Origin of the sequence: Lysobacter alkalisoli (assembly GCF_006547045.1) — a bacterium.
In the GTDB taxonomy this organism is placed as follows: Bacteria; Pseudomonadota; Gammaproteobacteria; order Xanthomonadales; family Xanthomonadaceae; genus Marilutibacter; species Marilutibacter alkalisoli.
This window is the reverse complement of sequence record NZ_CP041242.1, coordinates 3,552,860-3,576,472: the sequence shown is the minus strand read 5'-3', so window position 1 is coordinate 3,576,472 and position 23,613 is coordinate 3,552,860. Positions and strand designations below refer to the sequence as shown.

Annotated in this window: 18 protein-coding genes and 1 pseudogene; 9 read left to right on the top strand and 10 right to left on the bottom strand. The window is 67.9% G+C overall.

What is annotated here, in order from left to right; translation table 11 throughout:
* Positions 1 to 35 precede the first annotated feature (35 nt).
* The 3 genes and pseudogenes from FKV23_RS15785 to FKV23_RS15775 all read right to left on the bottom strand — a co-directional run bounded on the left by FKV23_RS15785 (position 36) and on the right by FKV23_RS15775 (position 2,920).
* A pseudogene (locus FKV23_RS15785) lies at positions 36 to 877 on the bottom strand (glycosyltransferase family 2 protein).
* Positions 870 to 1,679, bottom strand: coding sequence for a beta-ketoacyl synthase chain length factor (locus tag FKV23_RS15780; protein ID WP_141624719.1), 810 nt, complete (start codon positions 1,677 to 1,679; stop codon positions 870 to 872). Before FKV23_RS15780 ends, FKV23_RS15785 begins: the two are co-directional and overlap by 8 nt.
* A 2-nt stretch (positions 1,680 to 1,681) precedes the next feature.
* Positions 1,682 to 2,920: a beta-ketoacyl-[acyl-carrier-protein] synthase family protein gene (locus FKV23_RS15775; protein WP_141624718.1), complete on the bottom strand. Its 1,239-nt coding sequence runs from the start codon at positions 2,918 to 2,920 to the stop codon at positions 1,682 to 1,684.
* A 176-nt stretch (positions 2,921 to 3,096) separates the two neighbouring features.
* On the opposite strand from FKV23_RS15775, the gene FKV23_RS15770 reads away from it, so the two are divergent.
* Together FKV23_RS15770 and FKV23_RS15765 are read left to right on the top strand one after the other, a co-directional pair.
* Positions 3,097 to 3,504 carry a hypothetical protein gene (locus FKV23_RS15770; RefSeq protein WP_141624717.1) on the top strand — a complete coding sequence of 136 codons (408 nt, stop codon included), beginning with the start codon at positions 3,097 to 3,099 and terminating at the stop codon, positions 3,502 to 3,504.
* Between the two features lie 22 nt (positions 3,505 to 3,526).
* The gene (locus FKV23_RS15765; RefSeq protein ID WP_141624716.1) at positions 3,527 to 4,249 is read left to right on the top strand and encodes a YdcF family protein; all 723 of its coding nucleotides are present in this window, start codon (positions 3,527 to 3,529) and stop codon (positions 4,247 to 4,249) included.
* Between the two features lie 141 nt (positions 4,250 to 4,390).
* On the opposite strand, the gene FKV23_RS15760 is transcribed toward FKV23_RS15765, so the two are convergent.
* Entirely contained in the window at positions 4,391 to 6,697 is a 2,307-nt protein-coding gene (locus FKV23_RS15760) for a S9 family peptidase (RefSeq protein WP_407067632.1), read from the bottom strand.
* Positions 6,698 to 6,787: 90 nt separating this feature from the next.
* A complete protein-coding gene (locus FKV23_RS15755; RefSeq protein WP_141624715.1) occupies positions 6,788 to 7,483 on the bottom strand; it encodes a glutathione S-transferase N-terminal domain-containing protein in 696 nt (231 codons plus the stop codon).
* Between the two features lie 106 nt (positions 7,484 to 7,589).
* On the opposite strand from FKV23_RS15755, the gene FKV23_RS15750 reads away from it, so the two are divergent.
* The 3 genes from FKV23_RS15750 (at position 7,590) to FKV23_RS15740 (ending at position 11,220) form a co-directional block, all read left to right on the top strand.
* Positions 7,590 to 8,171, top strand: a complete 582-nt coding sequence (locus FKV23_RS15750; RefSeq protein ID WP_141624714.1) for a TIGR00645 family protein — start codon at positions 7,590 to 7,592, stop codon at positions 8,169 to 8,171.
* A 246-nt stretch (positions 8,172 to 8,417) separates the two neighbouring features.
* Entirely contained in the window at positions 8,418 to 10,637 is a 2,220-nt protein-coding gene (gene uvrD / locus FKV23_RS15745; RefSeq protein ID WP_141624713.1) for a DNA helicase II, read from the top strand.
* Positions 10,638 to 10,827: 190 nt separating this feature from the next.
* Positions 10,828 to 11,220, top strand: coding sequence for an HU family DNA-binding protein (locus FKV23_RS15740; protein WP_141624712.1), 393 nt, complete (start codon positions 10,828 to 10,830; stop codon positions 11,218 to 11,220).
* Between the two features lie 107 nt (positions 11,221 to 11,327).
* Here the strand turns inward: FKV23_RS15740 and FKV23_RS15735 are convergent, their stop codons facing one another.
* Positions 11,328 to 11,612, bottom strand: a complete 285-nt coding sequence (locus FKV23_RS15735) for a DUF2782 domain-containing protein (protein ID WP_141624711.1) — start codon at positions 11,610 to 11,612, stop codon at positions 11,328 to 11,330.
* A 120-nt stretch (positions 11,613 to 11,732) separates the two neighbouring features.
* On the opposite strand from FKV23_RS15735, the gene polA reads away from it, so the two are divergent.
* A complete protein-coding gene (gene polA / locus FKV23_RS15730) occupies positions 11,733 to 14,528 on the top strand; it encodes a DNA polymerase I (RefSeq protein ID WP_141624710.1) in 2,796 nt (931 codons plus the stop codon).
* Positions 14,529 to 15,286: 758 nt separating this feature from the next.
* Here polA and FKV23_RS15725 read toward each other — a convergent pair.
* From FKV23_RS15725 to FKV23_RS15715, 3 genes are all read right to left on the bottom strand, one after another.
* On the bottom strand, positions 15,287 to 15,868 hold the full coding sequence (locus FKV23_RS15725) for an OmpO family porin (protein WP_141624709.1): 582 nt from the start codon (positions 15,866 to 15,868) through the stop codon (positions 15,287 to 15,289).
* A 217-nt stretch (positions 15,869 to 16,085) separates the two neighbouring features.
* The gene (locus tag FKV23_RS15720; RefSeq protein ID WP_141624708.1) at positions 16,086 to 16,565 is read right to left on the bottom strand and encodes a tRNA (cytidine(34)-2'-O)-methyltransferase; all 480 of its coding nucleotides are present in this window, start codon (positions 16,563 to 16,565) and stop codon (positions 16,086 to 16,088) included.
* Between the two features lie 64 nt (positions 16,566 to 16,629).
* Positions 16,630 to 17,331 (bottom strand): SDR family oxidoreductase, encoded by a 702-nt coding sequence (locus FKV23_RS15715; RefSeq protein ID WP_141624707.1) that lies wholly within the window; start codon positions 17,329 to 17,331, stop codon positions 16,630 to 16,632.
* Positions 17,332 to 17,543: 212 nt separating this feature from the next.
* Between FKV23_RS15715 and FKV23_RS15710 the strand changes: the two genes are divergently transcribed.
* The 3 genes from FKV23_RS15710 (at position 17,544) to FKV23_RS15700 (ending at position 22,050) form a co-directional block, all read left to right on the top strand.
* Positions 17,544 to 20,438 (top strand): M16 family metallopeptidase, encoded by a 2,895-nt coding sequence (locus tag FKV23_RS15710; protein WP_141625245.1) that lies wholly within the window; start codon positions 17,544 to 17,546, stop codon positions 20,436 to 20,438.
* Between the two features lie 168 nt (positions 20,439 to 20,606).
* The gene (locus tag FKV23_RS15705; RefSeq protein WP_141624706.1) at positions 20,607 to 20,942 is read left to right on the top strand and encodes a DUF4156 domain-containing protein; all 336 of its coding nucleotides are present in this window, start codon (positions 20,607 to 20,609) and stop codon (positions 20,940 to 20,942) included.
* 85 nt (positions 20,943 to 21,027) lie between these two features.
* Entirely contained in the window at positions 21,028 to 22,050 is a 1,023-nt protein-coding gene (locus FKV23_RS15700) for a 3-oxoacyl-ACP synthase III (protein ID WP_141624705.1), read from the top strand.
* Positions 22,051 to 22,562: 512 nt separating this feature from the next.
* Here the strand turns inward: FKV23_RS15700 and FKV23_RS15695 are convergent.
* On the bottom strand, positions 22,563 to 23,531 hold the full coding sequence (locus tag FKV23_RS15695; protein ID WP_141624704.1) for a LysR family transcriptional regulator: 969 nt from the start codon (positions 23,529 to 23,531) through the stop codon (positions 22,563 to 22,565).
* Positions 23,532 to 23,613 lie beyond the last annotated feature (82 nt).

Sequence of the window (23,613 nt, the reverse complement as noted above, 5' to 3'; positions counted from 1 at the left end):
CGCCCGCAACTGGAAGGCAAGCCTGACCTAGGGCGCTAGGTTTCCTTCGGCACCCGCTGGATGTGCCCTTGAGCGGGGGCATCGCGGTTATCGTCCGGATCGTGGATGCGCGGCGGGTTCGCACGCGTGCGACGGTACTCTGCGACCACGTTGCCCTGGTTCCACACCTTCGCGACCACGTGCGAGGTGATCCGGTAGAGATCGCGAAGCGGGCGGAAATGGCTTTTTCGAAAGCGCGGGGCGTCGGTTTCGGCAGCGTCCAGACCGTAACGCGACTCCACCGGCACCGACACCACGCCCACGCCGAGCCGGCGTGCGGCCGAGATCAGGATCTGTGCCTCGAACACGAAGTCCTCGCCGGGCACGTCATCCAGCATGCACACGGCGGCCGGGTAGTAGCGCTGGCCGCTCTGGCTGTCGGCGATGCGGAAGCCACAACCCCAGCCGATGCCCCAGTCGCCGAACTCGTTGGCGAGGCGACGGTACAGCGGTTGGCACGCCCGTTTCTGCAGACGCGCACCGATTACGATGTCGCCTGGATTATGGCGTGCCGCGTCGAGCAGGCGCGGGATGTCGGCCGCGGCATGCTGGCCGTCGCCGTCCATGCTCAGTACGCCGTCGAAGCCGCGCCGCATCGCCTCGGCGAAGCCGTCGCGCAGGCTGGCCCCTTGCCCTGACGGCGGGCGTGGCGCAGCACGATGACCGGCAGGTCGGCGATGCGTTCGACGGTGTCGTCGTCCGAACCGTCGTCGACCACGATCACGTTCGGGCACTCGGACAGCGCCCTCTCGACCACCTCGCGGATGCGCAACGCCTCGTTGAGCGCCGGAATCACAACGGCGATGTTCAAGGCGGCGGCATGGTCGGGATCAGGCATCGACCGATTCCATCGCGGCCGCGCCCGGCAGCAGCGTGACCGACAGCACCCGGCCGGGGCCTGCTGCAAGCGCGACCGCGGCTGGCGCGCCGTGCGCGAGGGCCTCGAACAGCGGCAGCATCGGCGCCATCGCATTGCTGCCGGCGTGACGGGAGAGCGGGCCATCGGCGGGTGGCGGTACGCCATCGACCAGTTCGGCCTGCAGCACCGGGCCGGTTTCGGCACCGCTTTGCGACAGTAACAGCGCGCCAGCGAGCAGCCCTTTGCTGTGCCACTGTCTGCCGACCGGGCCATTGGCATTGCCATCGTAGGCGGCGAGCAGCACCGCCTCTTCGCCTGCGGCCAGCTGCAGCAGCGCTTCCAGCAGGCCCTGGGCAAAGCTTGCGTCCAACGCGCTGATCGCGGTGGCGGGCCGGTGGCTGCGGGTGCCAATGGTCCAGTAGCCGGAGGCGGCGTTGTGCACCGAGTTGTGGAAGCGGGTCGGCGACACGGTGCGAGGCTCGCGGGCCAGGGTTTCGCACATGTAGTCGGTGATGGCGTGGTCGCCGTGGGTGGAGGCGAACACCGACGGCAGCGTGGCCGGGTCGCGGCCGGCGGCGTGGCAGGCGGCGAGCGCGACGTCGAGCGCGATCGCCACCGTGTCCGGTGTGCGCCGACGTTCGTTCGGCGGCAGCAGCTGCGGTGAGGGTCGTCGCGGCGCGTCGGCCGCCAGCGAGCCGGTGCGAATGAAGTCGCGCGCGGCCTGCCAGGACGGCAGCCCCGGGGCCCAGAAACCGATGCCTTCGATCTGTGCGGCGAGCATGCTCATACCTTTCCGAACACCAGCGAGCAGTTGTTGCCGCCGAAGCCGAACGAGTTGTTCATCGCATGGCGCACCTCGCGCTCGGCGTTGTCGAAGCGGATCTGTGGCCCGCAGGCCGGGTCCGGCGCGGAGCTGTTGAGCGTGCCCGGCAACAGCCCGCGCTCGAGCGCGATCAGTGCGAACACCGATTCGACGATGCCGGCCGCGCCGAGAGTGTGGCCGGTCCAGCCCTTGGTCGAACTGGCGTGCAACGCGGACGGGAACAGCGCCGCCACTACCATTGCCTCGATGCTGTCGTTGGCAGGCGTGGCGGTGCCGTGCAGGTTGAGGTAGCCGAGCTGCGATGCGTCGATGCCGGCGCGGGCCAGCGCGTCCTCCATCGCCAGTCGCGCGCCGAGGCCCTCGGGATGCGGGGCGGACATGTGGTGGCCGTCGCTGGATTCGCCGTAGCCGCACAGTTTCAGCGTGGCGTCGCCGTCGTCGATGCTTGAACTACGCTCGAGCAGGGCGAAACCGCCGGCTTCGCCGAGCGACAGCCCGTTGCGGTGGGCGTCGAACGGGCGGCACGGGGAGGTCGAGACCAGTTGCAGCGCGTTGAAGCCGAACAGCACGCTGCCGCAGAGGGTGTCGACGCCGCCGACCAGGGCCGCATCGGCCAGGCCGGCGTCGATCAGGCGCGCTGCCTGGACGAACACCTTGGCGCTGGACGAGCAGGCGGTGGCGACGGTCACGCACGGCCCGCGCGCACCGGTCGCCTGTTGCACGAAGGCGCCGAGCGAGTGCGGGGTATGGATGCCGGGACGGGCGAGGTCGGGTGGGAAATGCAGGTTGCCGTCGGCGTCCGGCTGCAGCCGCGCATAGGCCTCCTCGGTGGCGCCGATGCTCGAGGTCGAGGTGCCAACGACCAGTGCGACGCGAGTGGCACCGTAGCGGTCGATCGCATCGGCAACTGCCGCGTCGATGCCGTCCTGCTGCAGCGCCAGCCAGGCGAGCCGGTTATTGCGGCATTCCCAATCGGCAAGTTCCGCCGGCAGCGGGCTGTCCTCGATACCGTCGACACGGCCAATCCAGCAGTCCAGCGGCGTCTCGCCGGGCGCGGTGGTCGGGAAATCGTTGCGGCGCAACCCGCCGCGGCGTGTCGCCAGCGCCTCGGCCTGGGCTTCACGGCCACGGCCCAGGGCGGTGGTGGCGGTATGGGCGCGGATCGCCAGCGGCGGGCGCTGTTTCAGGGTGGCGGGCATTCAGCAGGGTGCGCTGGAAACGGCAGAAGTACGCGGGGGCTCAGTATAGCCAGCGCAAGGGAGCGATCGAACACAGGCCGTACGGCAAGCCCGCTGCACCGGCGTGGCCGCGGCGCGTATGCTTCGTGCTGGCCGCGCGCCGCGTCGAGCGGTGCCATTCATCCCGGGAGGCATTCATGCGCATCATCCATCTGCTGTTTGTCGTCATTTCGCTGGCCGTGTTCGCGCCTGCGGCAGAAGCACGCAAGTCACCGCTGGTCGATCCGGATCCGGTCGCGATCCCGGCCGGCCTCGACAGTGGGCAGGTCGCCAAGGACATCAAGCGCGCGCTCGCCGGCCGTGGCTGGGCGGTGACCGACGAGCAGCCCGGGCGGATCGACTCGACCCTGCACCTGCGCGACCACGTGGCGCGGATCCGCATCACCTACGACGATACCCATGTCCGGTTCGCCTACATCGACAGCATCAACCTCGACCACAAGATCAAGAAAGGCGTGACCTACATCCACTCCAACTACCTGAGCTGGATCGGTTTCCTGGTTTCGGACCTGTCGACCAACATGCAGCTCAGCATCGAAGGTTAGTGCACCAGGGCCGCGCACCGTCATGCCGGATACGAGGCGGGCTCCGCCCCCCGCCACCCGTCTCGCCCATCGCCTGCGACTGTTCAGCGACCGCGATGTGCTCCATGGGTCGCTGGTGGCTGTGACCGCCTGCGTGGCCAGTCTTGGCCTGGTCTACCTGGCCTATCTGGTTCATGTGTGGCGGGTCGCGCGTGGGGCTGGCTGCGAGGCCGGGGAGGGTCGCCGGGTGCTGGTGTTCGGCAAGCACGCGCCGGGCGGTCGGCCGGATGCGGATTTCGAAGCCCGGCTCGACCGTGCTGCCGCACTGGGACAACAACGCCCCGGTACCGGCTTCATCCTGCTCGGCGGTGGTGCGGCCGGCGAACCCAGCGAAGCCGAACTGGCCCGCCGGGGCCTGCTTGCGCGGGGTCTGCCGGGCGAAGCACCGCTGTGGCTGGAGGATCAATCGCGCGACACGCTGCAGAACCTGCGCAACGCCCGCGACCTGCTTGCGCTGATCGGCACCGGCCCTGACCGGCACCGCGTCACCCTGCTCAGCAGCCGTTACCACCTTGCCCGCTGCCTGTGGTTCGCGCGTCGGCTCGGTTACGACGCCGAACCCTGCGCGGCCGAACCGGCATTGCGGATGACGCCCGCCAATCTGTGCCGCCTCGCCGGCGAGGCCGGCTACATCGCCCTGGTCGACCTCGGCACGCGCTGGGCGAAGCTGATCGGCAGCCGGCGGATGCTGGCGCGGACGGAGTAGGCGCGGCGGCCCCGTAACGGTTCGCGTGTAGCCCGGGTAAGGCGAAGCCGCACCCGGGGTCTGGCATGCCTGGCAATTCCCCGGGTGCGGCTTCGCCTTACCCGGGCTACGGCGCCTACGGCTTGCCAATGATTCCCGCGATCACGTCGCCGGCTTCAGGCAGCGGGCGAAGAAGGCCTCGGTGATCCGCAGCCGGTGCAGCAGGTCGGCGCCCTTGAGGCCATGCTTGGCGCCCGGATAGGTCATCAGCTCGAACGGCTGGCCGCGCTGCTGCAGCGCGCTCATCAGCGCGGTGGAGTTGGAGAACAGCACGTTGTCGTCGGCCATGCCGTGGATCAGCAGCAGCGGCGAGGTGAGCCCGTCGATGTGTTCGAGCACGCGCGCCTCGCGGTAGCCGTCCGGATTGGCGTCCGGCAGGTCCATGTAGCGCTCGGTGTAGTGGGTGTCGTACAGCGCCCAGTCGGTGACCGGCGCGCCGGCGATACCGCAGGCGTACTTGCCGGACGCCTTGGCCAGCAGCATCAGGGTCATGTAGCCGCCGTTCGACCAGCCATGCACGCCGATGCGTTCGCTGTCGACCCAGGGCTGCGACTGCAGCCACTCGATACCGCGAAGCTGGTCTTCGACCTCGACCGTGCCCTGGCGGGCGTAGAGTGCGCCGCCGAAGGCCTCGCCACGGCGCGGGGTACCGCGGTTGTCGAGCGAGAACACGATGTAGCCGTGCTGCGCCAGGTACTGATTGAGCCAGTGGTCGCCGCGACCGGGCCAGGCGCGGGTCACGGTCTGCGCGGCCGGGCCGCCGTAGACGTAGACCACGACCGGGTACTGCTTGCCGGGATCGAAGCCGGCTGGCCTGATCAGGCTGTAGTGCAGCGTCGTCGCGCCGTCGCCGGCGGTGAGGGTGCCGTACTCGGTCGGCCGGTGCGCGGCGCGGAACGGGGCGTAGGGATGATCGTCGGCGGCCAGGTCGTTGTCGACCAGTGCGGCGATGCGGCTGCCGTCATTGCGGTGCAGGGTCAGCTGCGGCGGCGTGTCCGGGGTCGACCAGTTGTCGACGTAGACGCTGGCGTTACCGGCGAAGGTCGCCACGTGCATGCCGGCCTCCTGCGACAGCCGCTCGACCGCGCCCCCGGCCAGCGGCACGCGGTACACGTGGCTTTCCAGCGGCGAGTCCTTGCCGGCGGCGAAATAGACCTGGCCGGCTTCCTCGTCCACCGCCAGCACGCGGTCGACCGGCCACTCGCCCGAGGTCAGCGCGGTGGCATTGCCGTCGGCGTCGATCAGGTACAGGTGTTCGAAGCCGCTGCGCTCGCTCGACCACAGCAGACGGCCGTCCTTGAGGAAGCGCAGGTTGTCGTGCAGCGGCACCCAGGTGTTCGAGGTTTCGGTCGCGAGCACGCGCTGGCGGCCGCTGTTGAGGTCGGTCTCGACCAGCTCCAGCAGCTTCTGGTCGCGCGACTGGCGCTGGAAGGTCAGGTGGCGGGAATCGCGCCAGTCGACGCGGGCAAGGTAGATGTCGCCGCTCTCGCCCGACGCATTGTCGCCGTGCAGGCCGTCGGCGGGTACGCCGTCGCCAAGCTTGATCCAGCGCGGCGCCACGCCGGCCTTCGGTGCCATCACCGCCAACTGCACGCGCACGTTGTCGTCGCCGGCGGCCGGGTAGCGCTGCTCGACCACCTCGGTGCGGTCGGGGTACACCTCGTAGCGCTTCTGCACCGGGACCGGCGACTCGTCGATGCGGATGAAGGCGATCGCCGAGTCGTCCGGCGCCCACCAGTAGCCGGTGTGGCGGCCCATTTCCTCGTCGGCGACGAACTCGGCCACGCCGTTGCCGATCACCTCACTGCCGTCGCGGGTCAACTGCGCGGGCTGGCCGGTACGCAGGTCGATCACCCACAGGTTGCGGTCGCGGATGAAACTGACATAGCCACCCTTGGGTGAGATCTTCGGGTCGGTGGCGAAGCCCTCGCCATCGGTCAGCCGGCGCACGGCGTCGGCGCCGGTCCCGTCCAGATCGTAGAGATACAGCTCGCCGCCGAGCGGGAACAGCAGCGAGTTGCTGTCCGGCGCCCACTGGTAGTCGACAATGCCGCTCAGCGCGGCGATGCGCTGGCGCTCGCGGCGCGCCTTTTCCTCGTCGCTGAGCACCTCCTGCCCGGGTGGCAGCACCACGTCGGCGTCGACCAGGCGCGTGGTTTCGCCGCTGGCGACATCGTAGGCCCACAGGTCGAGCCGGTTGCGGTTGTCCGGCTTGCCGCGCAGGAACGTCACCCTGGAGCCATCCGGGGCGATCTTCGGCTTCATCAGGCTCGGTCCCGACAGCGGCGCATCACCGGCCAGCGCTTCCAGCGTCAGCCGTCGCGGCGTTGGCGCGTCGGCGAGAGCGGGGGTTGCGAGGGAGGTGGTCAGGGTCATGGCGAGCAGGCAGCGGGCGAGGGTTTTGTTCATGCGGTTGATGGACCTGGTGGCACCGATGCCGTCATCCCGGCGGCGGTGGCGATCGAGATGGAGCCCGGCTTCCGCCGGGATGACGAAAGCTTACGCGGGCTGCGACGGTGTGCCGAACAGGTTGCGCCGCATCTCCGCGCTCATCTCGCGCTGCACGCGGTGCCGGTCGGCGACCGCGTACGCACGCTTGGTTGCCGGGCGTTCGGCAATCGCGGCGTGCCAGCGGCGCAGGTGCCTGAAACCCGACAGGTCCATCGGCGCCTTGTCGTACGGGTCGATCCACGGGTAGCAGGCCATGTCGGCGATGGTGTACTCGGTGCCGGCGATGAAATTGCGGCCGTCCAGCCGTTTGTCGAGCACCTCGAGCAGGCGGGTGGCTTCGCGCGCATAGCGATCGCGGGCGTATCCGATCGGTTCCGGCGCATAGACGTGGAAATGCCCGTACTGACCGGTCATCGGTCCCAGCCCGCCCATCTGCCAGAACAGCCACTCCAGCGTCGCGACGCGTCCGCGCGGGTCGGCGGGAATGAAGCGGCCGGTTTTCTCGGCCAGGTACAGCAGGATCGCGCCGGACTCGAACACGGTCACCGGCAGGCCGCCGTCGGCCGGGGCGTTGTCGATGATCGCCGGCATCTTGTTGTTCGGCGAGAACGCCAGGAACTCGGGCTTGTGCTGGTCGCCGGCGCCGATGTCGACCGGGTGGATGGTGTAGTCCAGGCCGGTCTCTTCGAGGAACAGGGTGATCTTGTGGCCGTTCGGGGTCGGCCAGTAATACAGATCGATCATGGATGGGCCTCCTGCGGCGGGGGACGCCCAGTGTACGTGCCGACTGGGACTTGAGCCCGTCATCGTCGATGGCTACTCTGCGGCGCTTTCATTCCCAGTGAACCGCATGTCCACACAGACCCCGCGCCTCGGCCCGCTGCCGGCCCTGATCTTCAGCTCGCGCTGGCTGCAGCTGCCGCTGTACCTCGGCCTGATCCTGGCTCAGTGCGTGTACGTGTTCTTGTTCCTGAAGGATCTGTGGCACCTGATCCGCGACGCCGGCCACCTGACTGAGCAGGGCATCATGCTGATCGTGCTCGGCCTGATCGACGTGGTGATGATCTCCAACCTGCTGGTGATGGTGATCGTCGGCGGTTACGAAACTTTCGTCTCGCGCCTGAACCTGCAGGGCCACCCCGACCAGCCGGAGTGGCTGAGCCACGTCAACGCCAGCGTGCTCAAGGTCAAGCTGGCGATGGCGATCATCGGCATCTCCTCGATCCACCTGCTCAAGACCTTCATCGAGGCCGGCTCGCTGGGCCTGCCGTTGTGTGGCCCGGAGTTGGCGGCCGGCGTGCTGTGCACCAAGGCGACCGCAACCGGGGTGATGTGGCAGACCATCATCCACTGCGTGTTCATCCTTTCGGCGATCGGCATCGCCTGGACCGACCGGCTGATGGCGCACGCGCACGCCAAGGGCGCGCACTGAGCCGTCATCCCGGGCATCGCGAGGGACCTGCTTTCCGGCCAACCATCCAGACGCAGCCGGGCATGCCTTTGCAGGACCGTATGCGGCATGGATGCCGCATCCGAGCCCCCATGGACGGGTTTACGGCGTGTCCTGCAAAGGCATGCCCGGTTGCGTCCTCGCGCGGACGCATCAAAGCAGGTTCCTCGCGATGCTCGGGATGACACTACTGACCGGAAATCGAACCCGGCCCGGTAGAATGACGGCATGGATGTTTCCCACCTGCTCGACGGGCTCAACCCGGCCCAGCGCGAGGCGGTCAGTGCGCCTCCCGGTCACTACCTGGTCCTCGCTGGCGCCGGCTCCGGCAAGACCCGCGTCCTCACCCACCGCATCGCCTGGCTGAACGAAGTGTTCGGGGTGCCGACCCACGGCATCCTCGCGGTCACCTTCACCAACAAGGCCGCCGGCGAGATGCGCCATCGTGTCGAGGCGCAGCTGTCGCACGGCGCGCGCGGGATGTGGATCGGCACCTTCCACGGCCTCGCCCATCGCCTGCTGCGCCTGCACTGGCAGGAGGCGAAATTGCCGGAGACCTTCCAGGTGCTCGACTCCGACGACCAGCAGCGCCTGGTCAAGCGCGTCGTGCAGGGGCTGGAGATCGACGACACCCGCTTTCCACCGCGCCAGATCGCCTGGTGGATCAATGCGCAGAAGGACGAGGGTCGGCGCCCGCAGCATCTGCAGGGCGGGCAGGACGAGTGGACCGACGTGATGCGCAAGGTCTACGCCGCCTATCAGGAGCGCTGCGACCGCGCCGGCCTGGTCGACTTCGCCGAGCTGCTGTTGCGCGCGCACGAACTGCTGCGCGACAACCCGGCCCTGCTCGCGCACTACCGCCACCGCTTCCGCCAGATCCTGGTCGACGAGTTCCAGGACACCAATGCGATCCAGTACGCCTTCGTGCGCGTTCTGGCCGGCAGCGATACCGATGAAAGCAGGGGCCAGGTGTTCGTGGTCGGCGACGACGACCAGTCGATCTACGGCTGGCGTGGCGCCAAGGTCGAGAACATGCAGCGCTTCCTCAAGGATTTCGGTTCTGAAGAACGTGGCCGTGCGCAGACCATCCGCCTGGAACAGAACTACCGCTCCAGCGCCAACATCCTCGATGCCGCCAACGCCGTCATCGCCCACAACCCGGACCGTCTCGGCAAGAAACTGTGGACCGATACCGGCAGTGGCGAGCCTATCGACCTGTACGCCGCCTACAACGAGATCGACGAGGCCCGCTTCGTGGTCGAGCGGATCAAGCAGTGGGTGCGCGACGGCGGCAGCCACGGAGACTGCGCGGTGCTCTACCGCAGCAACGCGCAGTCGCGGGTGTTCGAAGAGGCGCTGCTGGCCGAGCAGGTGCCGTACCGCGTCTACGGCGGACTGCGCTTCTTCGAGCGTGCCGAGATCAAGGACACCCTGGCCTACCTGCGGCTGGTCGCCAACCGCGGCGACGATGCCGCGTTCGAGCGCGCGGTCAATACGCCGACGCGCGGGATCGGCGAGCGCACCCTGGACGAGGTGCGCAAGCGTGCCCGCGGCGACCGCATCCCGCTGTGGGACGCGGCGCAGCGGATCAGTGTCGAGACCGGGCTCGCCGCACGTGCGCGCAACGCACTGGCTGCTTTCATCAATCTCATCGACGCGCTCGACGCCGAACTGGTGGAGATGCCGCTGCCGGAGAAGATCGACCACGTGCTGGCCCGTTCCGGCCTGCGCGAACACTACGCCAACGAATCGCGCGGCCAGCTCGATTCGCGCACCGACAACCTCGACGAACTGGTATCGGTCGCCTCGCGCTTCACCCGCAGCGATGAGGAGGACGTGGAGGCGATGCCCGAGCTGGTCGCCTTCCTCAGCTACGCCTCGCTGGAGGCCGGCGAGGGCCAGGCGCAGGCCGGCGAGGAGGGCGTGCAGCTGATGACCCTGCACAGCGCCAAGGGGCTGGAGTTCCCGCTGGTGTTCCTCGGCGGACTGGAGGAAGGCCTGTTCCCGAGCAACAAGTCGACCGAGGAACACGGCCGGTTGGAAGAGGAACGTCGGCTTGCCTACGTCGGCATCACCCGCGCTCGTCACAAGCTGGTGCTCAGCTATGCCGAGACCCGCCGCATCCACGGCATGGACATGTACGGCATGCCGTCGCGATTCCTGCGCGAGATCCCGGCGGCGCTGCTGCACGAGGTGCGGCCGAAGGTGCAGGTGTCGCGGCCGCTCGGGCGCATGGGCGCGGGCGCGCAACAGCGCCGCAACGTGGGGCACGCCGCGATCGAGGGGCCGTCGATCCCGCTCGGCGCGCAGGTGACCCATCCGAAGTTCGGTAGTGGCACCGTTATCGACTACGAAGGCAGCGGCGCGCACGCCCGCGTCCAGGTCAACTTCGACGACGCCGGCAGCAAGTGGCTGGTGCTGGCTTACGCCAACCTGCAGCCGGCGTGATTGGTGTGTTCGACAGGTGAAATCCCCCATCCCGGCAGGGCGAATCCGGACTTTTTTTCGCTCTGACCCTGTTTTCAGGCGTTTTTCGACCTGTGACCGCTTGGCGTAGGCGCGCGCATGCCCTACATTCCGGGTGCCGGCTCTGCAGGCACACATCAGAAACCCAACGACGACCCATTAGGGGACACGCATGGCCACCAAGAAAACCGCAAAGAAAGCCGCAAAGAAAGCTGCACCGAAGAAGGCCGCCGCCAAGCCGGCCGCTCCGAAGCCGATCAAGGAAACCCTGACCAAGTCCGGCCTGGTCGCCCACATTGCCGAGACTTCCGGCGTCGTCGCCAAGGACGTGCGTGCTGTGCTCGCCTCGCTGGAGAACGCCGTGCACGGATCGATCAGCAAGAAGGGCGCGGGTGCGTTCACCCTGCCGGGCCTGCTGAAGATCACCTCGGTCAAGGTGCCGGCCAAGCCGAAGCGCAAGGGCATCAACCCGTTCACCAAGGAAGAGCAGTGGTTCGCCGCCAAGCCGGCCACCGTCAAGGTCAAGGTGCGCCCGTTGAAGAAGCTCAAGGACGCCGCGCTGTAAGCGGCATCCCATCGCCGGCGGCTGCCTTGCGGATGGAGGCAGCGCCGGAAGACACGAAAAAGCCGACGCTTTGCGTCGGCTTTTTCGTTATCGAGGCATGGGATCGCTCAATCCCAGCCGAACAGCTTCCATAGCACCGGCGAAACCGGCGTGCCGTCGTCGGGTCTGCGGTCGCCGGGATGCAGGTAGTAGACCGGGCCGCGCGCAGGGATGACCTTGACCACGTGCAGGCGGCCGTTGACGCGGTATTCCTCGATCACGTCGCCGCTGGGCTCCTCGTGGCGGATCACCTCGGGATTGGCCAGGCCCGCGGTCGGGTCGTCGCTGACGGGGGCGGTACTGGCGCAGGCGGCCAACGACAGGACGAGCAGGGCGATGAGGGCGGCGCGCATGGCTGGGCTCCTGGAGTTCTGCGGGAGGCATTCCCGATGCCATCAGCATACGCCTGCCACGTTTCGTGCGAAGTGATGCCGTTGGCAGGCGACGGTCCGCTGGAGCGTAGAATTCCCGCCATGACCGACACCGCCCCCCGCCTCGTCCTGATCGACGGATCGAGCTATCTCTACCGAGCCTTCCATGCCCTGCCGCCGCTGAGCAACGACGACGGCGAGCCGACCGGGGCCCTGTTCGGCGTGGTCAACATGCTGCGCGCGACGCTGAAGGAGAACCCCGGCTACGTGGCCTTCGTCGTCGACGCGCCCGGACCGACCTTCCGCGACGACCTCTACCCCGACTACAAGGCCAACCGCCCGCCGATGCCGGACGAGTTGCGCGCGCAGGTCGAGCCGATGATGAAGATCGTCGGAGCGCTCGGCATCCCGATCCTGCGCGTGCCGGGGGTGGAGGCCGACGACGTGATCGGCACCCTCGCGGTGCAGGCTGCGGGCGATGGTGTCGATGTCACCATTTCCACCAGCGACAAGGACTTCGCCCAGCTGGTGCGGCCGGACGGAAGCGGTGCCGGCATCGCCCTGATCAACACCATGACCGGCAGCCGCCTGGATTCCGAGCAGGCCGTGATCGACAAGTTCGGCGTGCGTCCGGACCAGATCGTCGACTACCTCGCGCTGATGGGCGATACGGTCGACAACGTGCCGGGGGTGACCAAATGCGGGCCCAAGACTGCTGCCAAGTGGCTCGGCGAATACGGCTCGCTCGACGGCGTGATCGAACATGCGGGCGAGATCAAGGGCAAGATCGGCGACAACCTGCGCCAGGCGCTGGAGCGCCTGCCGCTCAATCGCACCCTGGTGACGATCAGGACCGATGTAAAACTGGAATCGGCACCCTCCGATCTCGTCCTGCGCGCGGCCGATACCGACGCACTGCGCGCGCTGTATACCCGCTACGGTTTCAGGCAGGCGCTCAAGGAACTGGGTGGCGGTGCCGCCGCCAACGAGGCGCAGGCCCGTGCCGAGGCTGCCGGCATGCGCAACACCGCCGCCGGCTATGCGAAAGCCGCGGCCACCGCTGACGATGCCGATCCTGCCCTGTCGGCCGTGGGCGAATACGAATGCGTGACCGCCCGGGCGCAACTCGATGCCTGGCTCGAACGCCTGCAGGCGGCCGATGAGTTCGCCTTCGACTGCGAGACCGATTCGCTCGACCCGATGCGCGCCAACCTGGTCGGCCTCAGCTTCGCGGTCGAACCCGGCCGCGCCTGCTACCTCCCGCTCGCCCACGACTATCCCGGCGCACCGCAGCAACTCGACCGCGCCGACGTCCTCGCCGCGCTGCGCCCTGTGATGACCGATGCCGGCAAGCGCAAGCTCGGCCAGCATGGCAAGTACGACCTGCACGTGCTGCGCCGCCACGGCATCGACGTGCAAGGCTATGCCGACGACACCATGCTCGAGAGCTTCGTCTACAACGCCACCGCCACCCGCCACGACATGGATTCGCTGGCCAGGCGCTACCTCGGCTACGAGACGGTCAAGTACAGCGATGTCGCCGGCAAGGGCGCCAAGGCGATCCTGTTCTCGCAGGTCGCGCTCGACGATGCCACCCGCTACGCCGCCGAGGACGCCGACGTCACCCTGCGCCTGCATCGCGTGCTGCAACCGAAGCTGGCCGCCGAGCCGACGCTGGAGAAGGTCTACCGCGAGATCGAGATGCCGCTGGTCAAGGTGCTCGAACGCATCGAGGCCAACGGCGTGAAGGTCGACGCCAATGAGCTGCGCCGGCAGTCGGCCGACCTCGGCAAGCGCATGCTTGCAGCCCAGCAGAAGGCGACCGAACTGGCCGGGCGCACCTTCAACCTCGACTCGCCCAAGCAGCTCGGCGCGCTGTTGTTCGACGAACTCAAGCTGCCGGCATTGGTGAAGACACCCAAGGGTCAGCCGAGCACCAACGAGGAGGCGCTGGAAGCGATCGCCGACCAGCACGAGCTGCCGCGGGTGATCCTCGAGTACCGCGGCCTGGCCAAGCTGCGCAGCACCTATACCGACAAGCTGCCGGAAATGGTCAACCCCGATACCGGCCGCGTCCACACCAGTTATCACCAGGCCGGCGCGGCGACCGGCCGGCTCGCGTCCAGCGAACCGAACCTGCAGAACATCCCGATCCGTACCGACGACGGCCGCCGCATCCGCACCGCCTTCGTCGCGCCGGAAGGCAGGAAGATCGTCGCCTGCGACTATTCGCAGATCGAACTGCGGATCATGGCCCACCTGTCCGGAGACGAGAGCCTGGTCAAGGCCTTCGAGTCGGGCGCCGACATCCACCGCGCGACCGCAGCCGAGGTGTTTGGCAAACCGATCGACGAAGTGAGCGGCAACGAGCGCCGCGCGGCCAAGGCGATCAACTTCGGCCTGATGTACGGCATGGGCGCGTTCGGCCTGGCCAGGCAGCTAGGCGTGGCTCGCGGCGAGGCGCAGGACTACATCGCGCTGTACTTCAGCCGTTATCCGGGCGTGCGCGATTTCATGGAGCGTACCCGCCAGCAGGCGCGCGACCAGGGCTACGTGGAGACCGTGTTCGGCCGCCGCCTGTACCTGGAGCACATCGCCGCCCGCAACGCCGGCCTGCGTGCCGGTGCCGAACGCGCGGCGATCAACGCACCGATGCAGGGCACCGCGGCCGACATCATCAAGCGCGCGATGGTCGATATCGACGGCTGGCTGCAGGCCCATGCCGATCGCGCGCTGATGGTGCTGCAGGTCCACGACGAACTGGTGTTCGAGGTGGAGGAGGATTTCGTACAAACGTTGATCGGGGAGGTTTCCGGCCGCATGGCGCGTGCCGCGGAACTGAGGGTGCCGCTGATCGTGGATAGCGGGATCGGCGACAACTGGGAAGAAGCGCACTGATGTGCCGGATTTGGCGTCAGATTGGCGGGAGTTGAATCGGTGAATCGACCCTGAATCCAACGTTTTATTAACCCCGATCTTCACGAACCATCAATGCGGGAAGTGGTCATATATGTCGCGACAGGTGCAACGCCTGTCGCTGATCTCTCCCCTCCCCTGGAGCGATCCCCCGGAACGGTGTGCCCCTCCCCAGGCCCCGTTCCACCAGCCCCGCCGGCCCCCCCTGCCTGCGGGGCTTTTTTATGGTTCTTCTCCCAAGTGAGGGGGAGTTCGCCTTCAACGAAGGCATGGACGCTGCCGATTGCGTTCGATCGCCGGTTCTCGCCGCTACTTCTCGCCGCTACCTGGCTGTCCCGACGCGACCTGCCGGCCTTGACGGCGAATGTCCCCCGGCCGCCGCCAGTGGCGGCGGCCTCCTCCTTGATTTCGCCGTCAAGGCCGGCAGGCCACGTCGGATCGCGCGGCCACGCCGAAACGCGAAGCCGGTCCTCCTCGGGATTCTGCTTCTGGAACTACCGGCCATGTCCGAAAGCCGGGGTCGAAGGCCCTTGGGTGCGAAATCAAGGAGGAGGCGCCAGCCCTGGCCGGTGCCGGGGGACATTCGCATCCAAGGGCCTTCGACCCCGGCGCCCGGTCATCCAACAGGCCCCGCGCTTTCCCCGCGATCAGGCGAAGAACCAAAAAAAGCCCGGCCACAAGGGCCGGGCTGCATCGCGATGTTTCGGGGGAGAGAGAGATTCAGCGCGATGGGGTGGTGCTCAGAAGCTGGCGCGCGGGCCCACGAACCACTGGGTGTCACCGTCGACGAACTTGACGTCGCCGCTGATGCCCCAGGTCTGGTTGAATTTCACCAGTGCGCCCAGGCGGCCGTAGAACTCGCCGTCGATCTTCTGGCCAGCGAGATCGTCGTAGTCCTCGTAGCCGGCCAGCGCGTAGCCCTCGAAGTTCGGGGTGAACGCGCCGCGAACGCCGGCCTCGACGCTCCAGCCGTCGGAATCCAAGCCGCTGCCGGCGTCGAACTTCTCGTAGGCGACACGGGTCAGCAGGTCGACATTGCGGTTGATTTCGTGGTTGTAGCCCACGCCCAGGCGCCACTGGTCGAAATCGATGCTGGTGTTGTCGATTTCCTGGTTGCTGTAGCTGCCGAAGATGTGGAAGTTCGGCGCGATCGCGGCGGAGCCGCCGATGGCCCAGCCGTCGGCATCACGGTCGCCGTTGATGGCGGCGTAGCCGGCCTCAACATAGTTGTAGGACACGCCCTCGGCCGCGGACGCGGCGAACGGGATGGCAGCGATCAGGGACAGAGCGGCAAGCTTGGAAATGGCGTTGGAACGCTTCATGGGACTCAGCCTTTTATTGTCTTTGGTATCGGGCCGGAGGGCGGCTTTCTTGGGAGCCGTCGCATCCGGTGTGAGCCAGTATCCGCAGCGCTCCGGAACGAAAACTTAATAATGAACCTGCCGGTTCATGAACTATTGCTCCCGTTCATGGTCACGGGTCCGTGCTCGCCGGGAGCCCGGTTTGTGCCGATGTCCGCCGGCAGGCGGTGACGACGGCTCAGGCGCCGCCGTCGAAGCCCTGCTGCCGCCAGGCCTCGAACACCACCACCGCGACGGAGTTGGAGAGGTTCAGGCTGCGGTTGCCGGGGCGCATGGGCAGGCGCAGGCGCTGTTCCGGCGGCAGTGCGTCGAGCACGGCGTCGGGCAGGCCGCGGGTCTCGGGGCCGAACAGGAAGGCGTCACCGGCCCGGTAGCGCGGGGCGTCGAAGCGGGTGCGGCCACGGGTGCTGAGGGCGAACAGCCGTGGCGGGGTGCCGTTGGCCTGCGCGATCACGGCCAGCGCGGCGTCGAGGCCGTCGTGGATCTGCACGGTGGCGTACTCGTGGTAGTCCAGTCCGGCCCGGCGCAGCTGGCGGTCGTCCATGTCGAAACCGAGCGGGGCGATCAGGTGCAGGCGGGCGCCGGTGTTGGCGCAGAGCCTGATCGCGTTGCCGGTGTTGGGCGGGATTTCGGGCTGGAACAAAATGACGTCGAACATGGGGCGCCATCTTGCCTGAAGACACCCGCTTGCACCCCGGGCTGCACCGAACTCAGGCGTGCGTTCACCAAGGCGCCGGCCGGCCACGCCAGTCGAGAAAGCGCCCGCTGTCGTCGGCTCCGGCGGTCTCGATCACCTTCAGCATGCCGGCGACCGATTCGGATGGGGTCAGTTCGGCGTGGGCGCCGCCCATGTCGGTCTGCACCCAGCCCGGGTTCATCGCCAGCACCACGATCCCGCGCTCGCCCAGCGCTTTGGCCAGCAGGGCGGTGACCATGTTCTGGGCGGCCTTGGAGATCGCATAGCTGGGCGTGCGAAACGCCTCCAGCTCGCTCACCGAGCCCCACGACGAGGACAGGTTCACCACCCGCGCGCCCTCCGCCAGCACGGGGGCCAGCGCCTGGGTCAACAGCAGCGGGCCGCTGGCGTTGGTGCGGAAGCTGTCGTCGAGATTGGCCGGCGGCACGCTGCCGAAGCGCTCGCCCGAGTGCAGCACGCCGGCGTTGTTGACCAGCAGGTCCAGACCGTCGCAGACCAGCGGCAGTTCGCGCGCCAGCTCGGCGATGGATCGGGGGTCGGCGATGTTGAGCGGCAGCATGTGCAGGCGGCCCGGGTACTCGCCGACCAGCCCGTTCAACGCCGATGCCCGGCCGGGTTGGCGGCAGGTGGCGACGACATGGTCGCCGCGCTCGAGCAGCTGCTGGGCGAATTCCAGTCCGAGGCCACGGTTCGCGCCGGTGACCAGGCTGCGGCGGGGGTGGGACATGGCGCACCTCACGGGGCGGGATGACGGCGTGCGTGGGCAATCACCGACATGAAACCACAAATGCGGCCCGGGACTTGTGGCCTAGTGTCCGGTATCGGTCCGCGGGCTAGGATGGGCGTTCATGTCGGCCCGGCCCGTCAGGGGGACGGAGGGCCATCACCAGGGAAAAGGAGCGTCAGATGCTTGCTGATCGTGGGCCGCGCCATGCGGGAATGTCCAACCTCAACACGACCGGCCTGCGCGGCGGGCGTGCGCTGCTCAACCGTGGCCTGCTCGCGGTCGCGCTGGCGGCTGCGATGGGCAGCCTGGCCTATACCGCGCCGCTGTCCGTGCATGCACAACAGCCTGCCGCCGGAGAGCAGGTCCGCGTCGGCGTCGACATCCCGTACGAGAGCTTCACCCTACCCAACGGCCTGCGGGTGATCGTGCACACCGACCGCAAGGCACCGATCGTCGCGGTCAACATCTGGTACCACGTCGGCAGCAAGAACGAGCCGGCCGGCCGCAGCGGCTTCGCCCACCTGTTCGAACACCTGATGTTCAACGGCTCGGAGAATTACCCGGGCGAGTATTTCGAACCGTTCGAGCTGGTGGGCGCCACCGACATGAACGGCACCACCAATTCCGACCGCACCAACTACTTCCAGAACGTGCCGACCACCGCGCTCGACCTGGCGCTGTGGATGGAGTCCGACCGCATGGGCCACTTCCTCGGCGCGGTCGACCAGAAGACCCTCGACGAGCAGCGCGGGGTGGTCCAGAACGAGAAGCGCCAGGGCGAGAACCAGCCGTACGGCCAGGTCTGGGAAAAGATCGGCCGGGCGATGTATCCGAAGGGCCACCCCTACCACCACAGCGTGATCGGTTCGATGGCCGACCTCAACGCGGCCACGCTGGACGACGTCAGGCAGTGGTTCCGTGCCTGGTACGGCCCCAACAACGCGGTGCTGGTACTGGCCGGCGACATCGACGTCGCCACCGCGAAAGAGAAGGCGGCCAGGTACTTCGGCCACATTCCGGCCGGGCCGACCATGGCCCAGCCGGCGGTCGATGTGGCCCGGCGCCCGGCCGACACCCGCGAGGTGATGGCCGACCGGGTGCCGCAGGCGCGCATCTACCGGGTCTGGAACGTATCGCAGACCAACACCCGCGACCTCGACCAGCTCAAGGTGCTGGCGCAGGTTCTCGGCGGCAGCGCGTCCTCGCGCCTGGACCGCCGCCTGGTGCATGTCGACAAGCTGGTCGACAGCGTCAGCGCCGCCGCCTACGGCTCGCAGTTGAGCTCGAACTTCCTGGTCGTCGCCAACGTCAAGGAAGGCGTCGATCCGGCGAAGGTCGAGGCCATCATCGACGAGGAGCTCGACCGCCTGCTGGCCGAAGGCCCGACTCCCGGTGAACTGGAACAGGCCAGGACCGTCCATCGCGCCGGATTCATCCGCGGCATCGAACGGATTGGCGGTTTCGGCGGCAAGGCCGACGCGCTGGCCGCGTGCGCGGTCTATACCGGTGACCCGGGCTGCTTCCGCGAGAGCCTGGCGAATGTCGAGGCGACCACCGCGGCCGATGTGCAGGCGGTCGGTCGCACGTGGCTGGATGTCGGCTCGCACACCCTGATTGTCGAGCCGGGCGAGCGCACCCCGCTGGTCGAGGAACCGGCCGAAACCCCGGCGCCATTCCGGTTGCTGGCCGCCGATCCGAAATACAGCACCACCGAAAGCACGGTCGACCGCAGCACCGGCGTGCCGATGCCTGACGAATTCCCGACCCTGAAGTTCCCCGAGTTGCAGCGGGCGACGCTGAAGAACGGCACCCGGGTGATCCTGGCCCAGCGCCACGATATCCCGGTGGTGCAGTTCAGTTACGAATTCGAAGGCGGCTACAAGGCCGACCATGGCGTCACTCTCGGCACCTCGAGTTTCGCGATGAACATGATCGACGAGGGGGCCGGCCGGTACGGTGCGCTGGAGTTCCGCGAACGTGCCGAGGCGCTTGGCGCCAACCTCGGTTCCGGCGCCTCGCTCGATGGCGGCAATGCCTGGCTGTCGGCACTGAAGGAGAACATCGACCCGTCGCTGGAGCTGTTCGCGACCATGTTGCGTGAGCCACGCTTCGAGCAGGCCGAGATCGACCGGGTCAAGGCGCAGTGGATCGCCGGCATCAAGCAGGAGAAGGCGCGCCCGAACTCGGCCGCGCTGCGGGTGCTGCCGCCGCTGCTGTACGGCGCCGATCATCCGTACGCGATGCCGTTCAGCGGCTCGGGCACCGAGGAATCGATCGCGGCGTTGACCCGCGACGATCTGGTCGCCTACCACCGGGCCTGGGTGCGGCCGGAGAACGCGACCCTGATCGTGGTCGGCGACACCACGCTGAAGGAGATCGTGCCGGCGCTGAACCGGCACCTGGGCAAGTGGAAGGGCGAGGGCAAGGCCCCGGCTCCGCTGACGGTACCGGACGTGGCGCGGCCGGATGCGCCCCGGGTCTATCTGGTCGACCAGCCGGGCGCGGTGCAGGCCAACATCTTCGCCGGCCAGCTGATGGCGCCGACCGGCAGCCCCGGCGAGGTGCCGCTGGAAGTGGCCAATGACGTGATCGGCGGTTCCTTCACCGCGCGTCTGAACATGAACCTGCGCGAGGACAAACACTGGTCCTATGGCGCCTATACCGTGCTGACCAATGCGCTCGGCCAGCGCCCGTGGCTGGCCATCGCCCCGGTCCAGATCGACAAGACCGGCGAATCGGTGGCCGAGATCCAGCGCGAGATCAGCGAATACGTCAGCGGCAAGACCCCGCCGACCGCCGAGGAAGTCGCCAAGATCCAGGCCAACGAGAGCCGCCGCCTGCCCGGTGCCTACGAAACCGCCCGTGCGGTGATGGGCACCATCGGCGGGCTGGTCCGTTACAACCGGCCGGACGACCATGTGATCCGCCGCAACGACGAGATCCAGTCGCTGACCCCGGCGCAGATCGCCGAGGCGGCCACGGCCATCGATCCGTCACGGCTGGTCTGGGTGGTGGTCGGCGACCTTGGCCAGATCGAGGCTCCGCTGCGCGAACTGGATCTTGGCCGGATGCAGGTGCTCGACGCCGACGGCAAGCCGGTCGAGTGACATCGTGCGTCCCCTTCCGCCGCTGCGGGAGGGGACGTCCGGGCCGCGTCGACAGGCGGGTGCATGATCGCCGCCGCTGGAGTGGTACGCGATGGGCCACGACCCGCATTCTTCCCTGATTCACCCGTCCGGATGACAATACCTCGCATACACCGGAGCCTTCCCGACATGTCCCTGCGTCCTTTTGCCCCTGCAGTCGTCGCGGCCTTCCTCGCCGTTGCCCTCCCGGCCTGTACCTGGGTCCACATGGCCCCGGGCGCCAGTGCGGTGCGGGTGATCAGTGCCGGACCGGCGCCTGCCGGCTGCCAGAAGCTTGGCGAGATCAGCGTTTCGGTCAAGCACAGCGTCGCCTTCTACGAGCGCAACGAACTGCGCGTGCGCGAGGAGCTGGAAACCCTGGCCCGCAACGAGGGGCCGGACCTGGGTGCCGATACCATCCAGCCGCTGGGTGAGCCGGTCGACGGCGGGCAGCGCTTCGCCGGATACCGTTGCGGCAACCGCTGAACAGGCACCCTACGGAGGCGGATGGCGGGAATGCCGTCAACGCGGTATGCTTGCACGCTTTTTCCGCTTTCCGGTAGCTGCCGCCATGCTGTTCCAACACGTCGCGATCGCCGGCCTGGCCCATATCGATGCTCCGCGCCGGCTGACCTCGGACGAGATCCATGCCCGGCTCAAGCCGACCCTCGATCGTCTCGGCATCAAGTACAACGTCCTTGAGGAAGTCGCCGGCGTGCGCGAGCGCCGGCTGTGGGACGGCGAGGTCAAGGCTTCCGACGCCGCCACCCTGGCCGGGGTCAAGGCGCTGGCCGACGCCGGCATCGACGCCGACCGCATCGGCCTGCTGGTCAACACTTCGGTCAGCCGCGACTACCTGGAGCCGTCGACCGCGTCGATCGTCTCCGGCAACCTGCGCCTGCCCGACACCTGCCAGAACTTCGACGTCGCCAACGCCTGCCTGGCGTTCCTCAACGGCATGGACATCGCCAGCCGCATGATCGAGCGTGGCGAGATCGACTATGCCCTGGTCGTCAACGGCGAAACCGCCGATCTGGCCTACGAGAAGACCCTCGAGCGACTGAGCCGCGACGACGTCACCGAGGAGCAGTTCAAGGACGAGATGGCCACGCTGACCCTCGGCAGCGGTGCCGCCGCGATGGTCCTGGCCCGCACCGAGCTGGCTCCGGGCGCGCCGCGCTACCGCGGCAGCGTGACCCGCTCGGCGACCGAGTGGAACCAGCTGTGCCGCGGCGACCTGGTCCACGACCGCATGATCGCCGACGGCCGCATGCTGATGATCGAAGGCCTCAAGCTGGCCCAGAACACCTTCGGTGCCGCCCGCGCCGCGCTCGGCTGGGTGGTCGAGGAGCTCGACGAGTTCGTCATCCACCAGGTCAGCAAGGCTCACACCAAGGCCTTCCTCAAGGCGTTCCGCATCGATCCGAAGAAAGTGCTTACGATCTTCGGCGAGCATGGGAACATCGGCCCGGCCTCGGTGCCGATCGTGCTCAGCAAGCTGCGCGAGGGTGGGCGCCTGAAGAAGGGCACCCGCATCGCCCTGCTCGGCATCGGCTCCGGTCTGAACTGCTCGATGGCCGAGGTGGTCTGGTAACCGTCGACTGCAAGCAAGCCTCTTCGACGCCCCGGTCCGCAAGGTCCGGGGCGTTTTCTTTGGTGCTTCTCCCAAGTGAGGGGGGCTCGCCTTCAGCGAAGGCGTGGGCGCCGCCGCTTGCGTTCGATCGCCGGTTCTCGCCGCTGTCTGGCTGTCCCGACGCGACCTGTCGGCCTTGACGGCGAATGTCCCCGGCCGCCGCCTGTGGCGGCGGCCTCCTCCTTGATTTCGCCGTCAAGGCCGGCAGATCGCGTCGGGATCGCGCGGCCACGCTGGAACGCCAAGCAGACCCTCCCTGGGAGTGCGCTTCTGGAACCACCGGTCATGTCGGAACGCCGGGGGCGAAGGCCCTTGGGTGCGAAATCAAGGAGGAGGCGCCGGCCCTGGCCGGTGCCGGGGGGCATTCGCATCCAAGGGCCTTCGCCCCCGGCGCCGCGGTCATCCAACAGACCCGGCGCTTTCCCCTCGATCGGGCGAAGAGCCTTTTAGAAGAACCTTTCATTTGCGGACCGTCAGCGCTCTGATGGGCCGGTATCGTCGTAACCGCCGCGAGTGAACAGGTCGGGCTTGATCAGCTCGGTGAAGGCGCGCGCCTGCGGGCTCAGGTACTTGCCCTTGCGTACCACCACGCCGTAGCTGCGGTCGGGGAAATATTCGGCCAGCGAGCGTGTCGCCAGCCGTCCGTGGTCGGTCTCGGTCAGGCAGATCGCGGTGACGATGCTGATGCCCAGACCCATCGCCACGTACTGCTTGATCACCTCCCAGCCGCCGACCTCCAGCGCCACCGTGTAGGGCACCCGCGCGCGCTGGAACACCAGGTCGACCATGCGGTAGGTGGTCAGCCGCTGCGGCGGCAGGATCAGGCCATAGGGCGACAGGTCGGCCAGCTCGAGTTCGGGTTTGTCCGCCAGCGGGTGGTCGGGCGGCATGATCAGCATCGGCTCGAAGCTGTACACCGGTGCGTAGTCGAGGTCGGCCGGCACGTCGAGCATCGAGCCTACCGCCAGGTCCACCTCGTCCGAGCGCAGCAGGTCCAGGCCGCCGGCGCCGGTGACGTTGTGCAGCGACAGCCGCACGTCCGGATGGGCCTGCTTGAACTGCTGCACGATCGCCGGCAGCAGGTAGAGGATGGTCGACGTTCCGGCGGCGACGTGCAGCTCGCCCGCATCCATCCCGCGCATGCGCTCGCGGAACGCGCCCTCGATCCCGTCCAGCCCCTCAACCAGCGGCCGCGCCAGCTCGTACAGCGCCTCGCCTTCGGGGGTCATCACCAGCCGCCTGCCGCTGCGCTCGAGCAGCTTGACGCTCATGTCGCGTTCAAGTGCCTGCAGTTGCAGGGTCACCGCCGGTTGGCTCAGGTACAGCGCCTCAGCTGCCCGTGAGACCGAGCCCAGCCGGGCGGTCTGGCAGAACGCGCGCAACGGTTTGAGGCGGTCACCCTTGTACGCAAACCGGGGCGTGGAGGAGGCTGAACGGGCCATTGGAGTCAAGTATAAGTTTTCCTAATGTTTTGCATTGCAAAAACTTGATTGTCAAATACCAAACGCAGTCGCATGGTGCTGG

Coding starts and splice junctions, on each gene's coding strand:
- FKV23_RS15780 (WP_141624719.1), bottom strand. CDS start 1,679: ATGCTCGCCGCACAGATCGAAGGCATCGGTTTCTGGGCCCCGGGGCTG.
- FKV23_RS15775 (WP_141624718.1), bottom strand. CDS start 2,920: ATGCCCGCCACCCTGAAACAGCGCCCGCCGCTGGCGATCCGCGCCCAT.
- FKV23_RS15770 (WP_141624717.1), top strand. CDS start 3,097: ATGCGCATCATCCATCTGCTGTTTGTCGTCATTTCGCTGGCCGTGTTC.
- FKV23_RS15765 (WP_141624716.1), top strand. CDS start 3,527: ATGCCGGATACGAGGCGGGCTCCGCCCCCCGCCACCCGTCTCGCCCAT.
- FKV23_RS15760 (WP_407067632.1), bottom strand. CDS start 6,697: ATGAACAAAACCCTCGCCCGCTGCCTGCTCGCCATGACCCTGACCACC.
- FKV23_RS15755 (WP_141624715.1), bottom strand. CDS start 7,483: ATGATCGATCTGTATTACTGGCCGACCCCGAACGGCCACAAGATCACC.
- FKV23_RS15750 (WP_141624714.1), top strand. CDS start 7,590: ATGTCCACACAGACCCCGCGCCTCGGCCCGCTGCCGGCCCTGATCTTC.
- uvrD (WP_141624713.1), top strand. CDS start 8,418: ATGGATGTTTCCCACCTGCTCGACGGGCTCAACCCGGCCCAGCGCGAG.
- FKV23_RS15740 (WP_141624712.1), top strand. CDS start 10,828: ATGGCCACCAAGAAAACCGCAAAGAAAGCCGCAAAGAAAGCTGCACCG.
- FKV23_RS15735 (WP_141624711.1), bottom strand. CDS start 11,612: ATGCGCGCCGCCCTCATCGCCCTGCTCGTCCTGTCGTTGGCCGCCTGC.
- polA (WP_141624710.1), top strand. CDS start 11,733: ATGACCGACACCGCCCCCCGCCTCGTCCTGATCGACGGATCGAGCTAT.
- FKV23_RS15725 (WP_141624709.1), bottom strand. CDS start 15,868: ATGAAGCGTTCCAACGCCATTTCCAAGCTTGCCGCTCTGTCCCTGATC.
- FKV23_RS15720 (WP_141624708.1), bottom strand. CDS start 16,565: ATGTTCGACGTCATTTTGTTCCAGCCCGAAATCCCGCCCAACACCGGC.
- FKV23_RS15715 (WP_141624707.1), bottom strand. CDS start 17,331: ATGTCCCACCCCCGCCGCAGCCTGGTCACCGGCGCGAACCGTGGCCTC.
- FKV23_RS15710 (WP_141625245.1), top strand. CDS start 17,544: ATGTCCAACCTCAACACGACCGGCCTGCGCGGCGGGCGTGCGCTGCTC.
- FKV23_RS15705 (WP_141624706.1), top strand. CDS start 20,607: ATGTCCCTGCGTCCTTTTGCCCCTGCAGTCGTCGCGGCCTTCCTCGCC.
- FKV23_RS15700 (WP_141624705.1), top strand. CDS start 21,028: ATGCTGTTCCAACACGTCGCGATCGCCGGCCTGGCCCATATCGATGCT.
- FKV23_RS15695 (WP_141624704.1), bottom strand. CDS start 23,531: ATGGCCCGTTCAGCCTCCTCCACGCCCCGGTTTGCGTACAAGGGTGAC.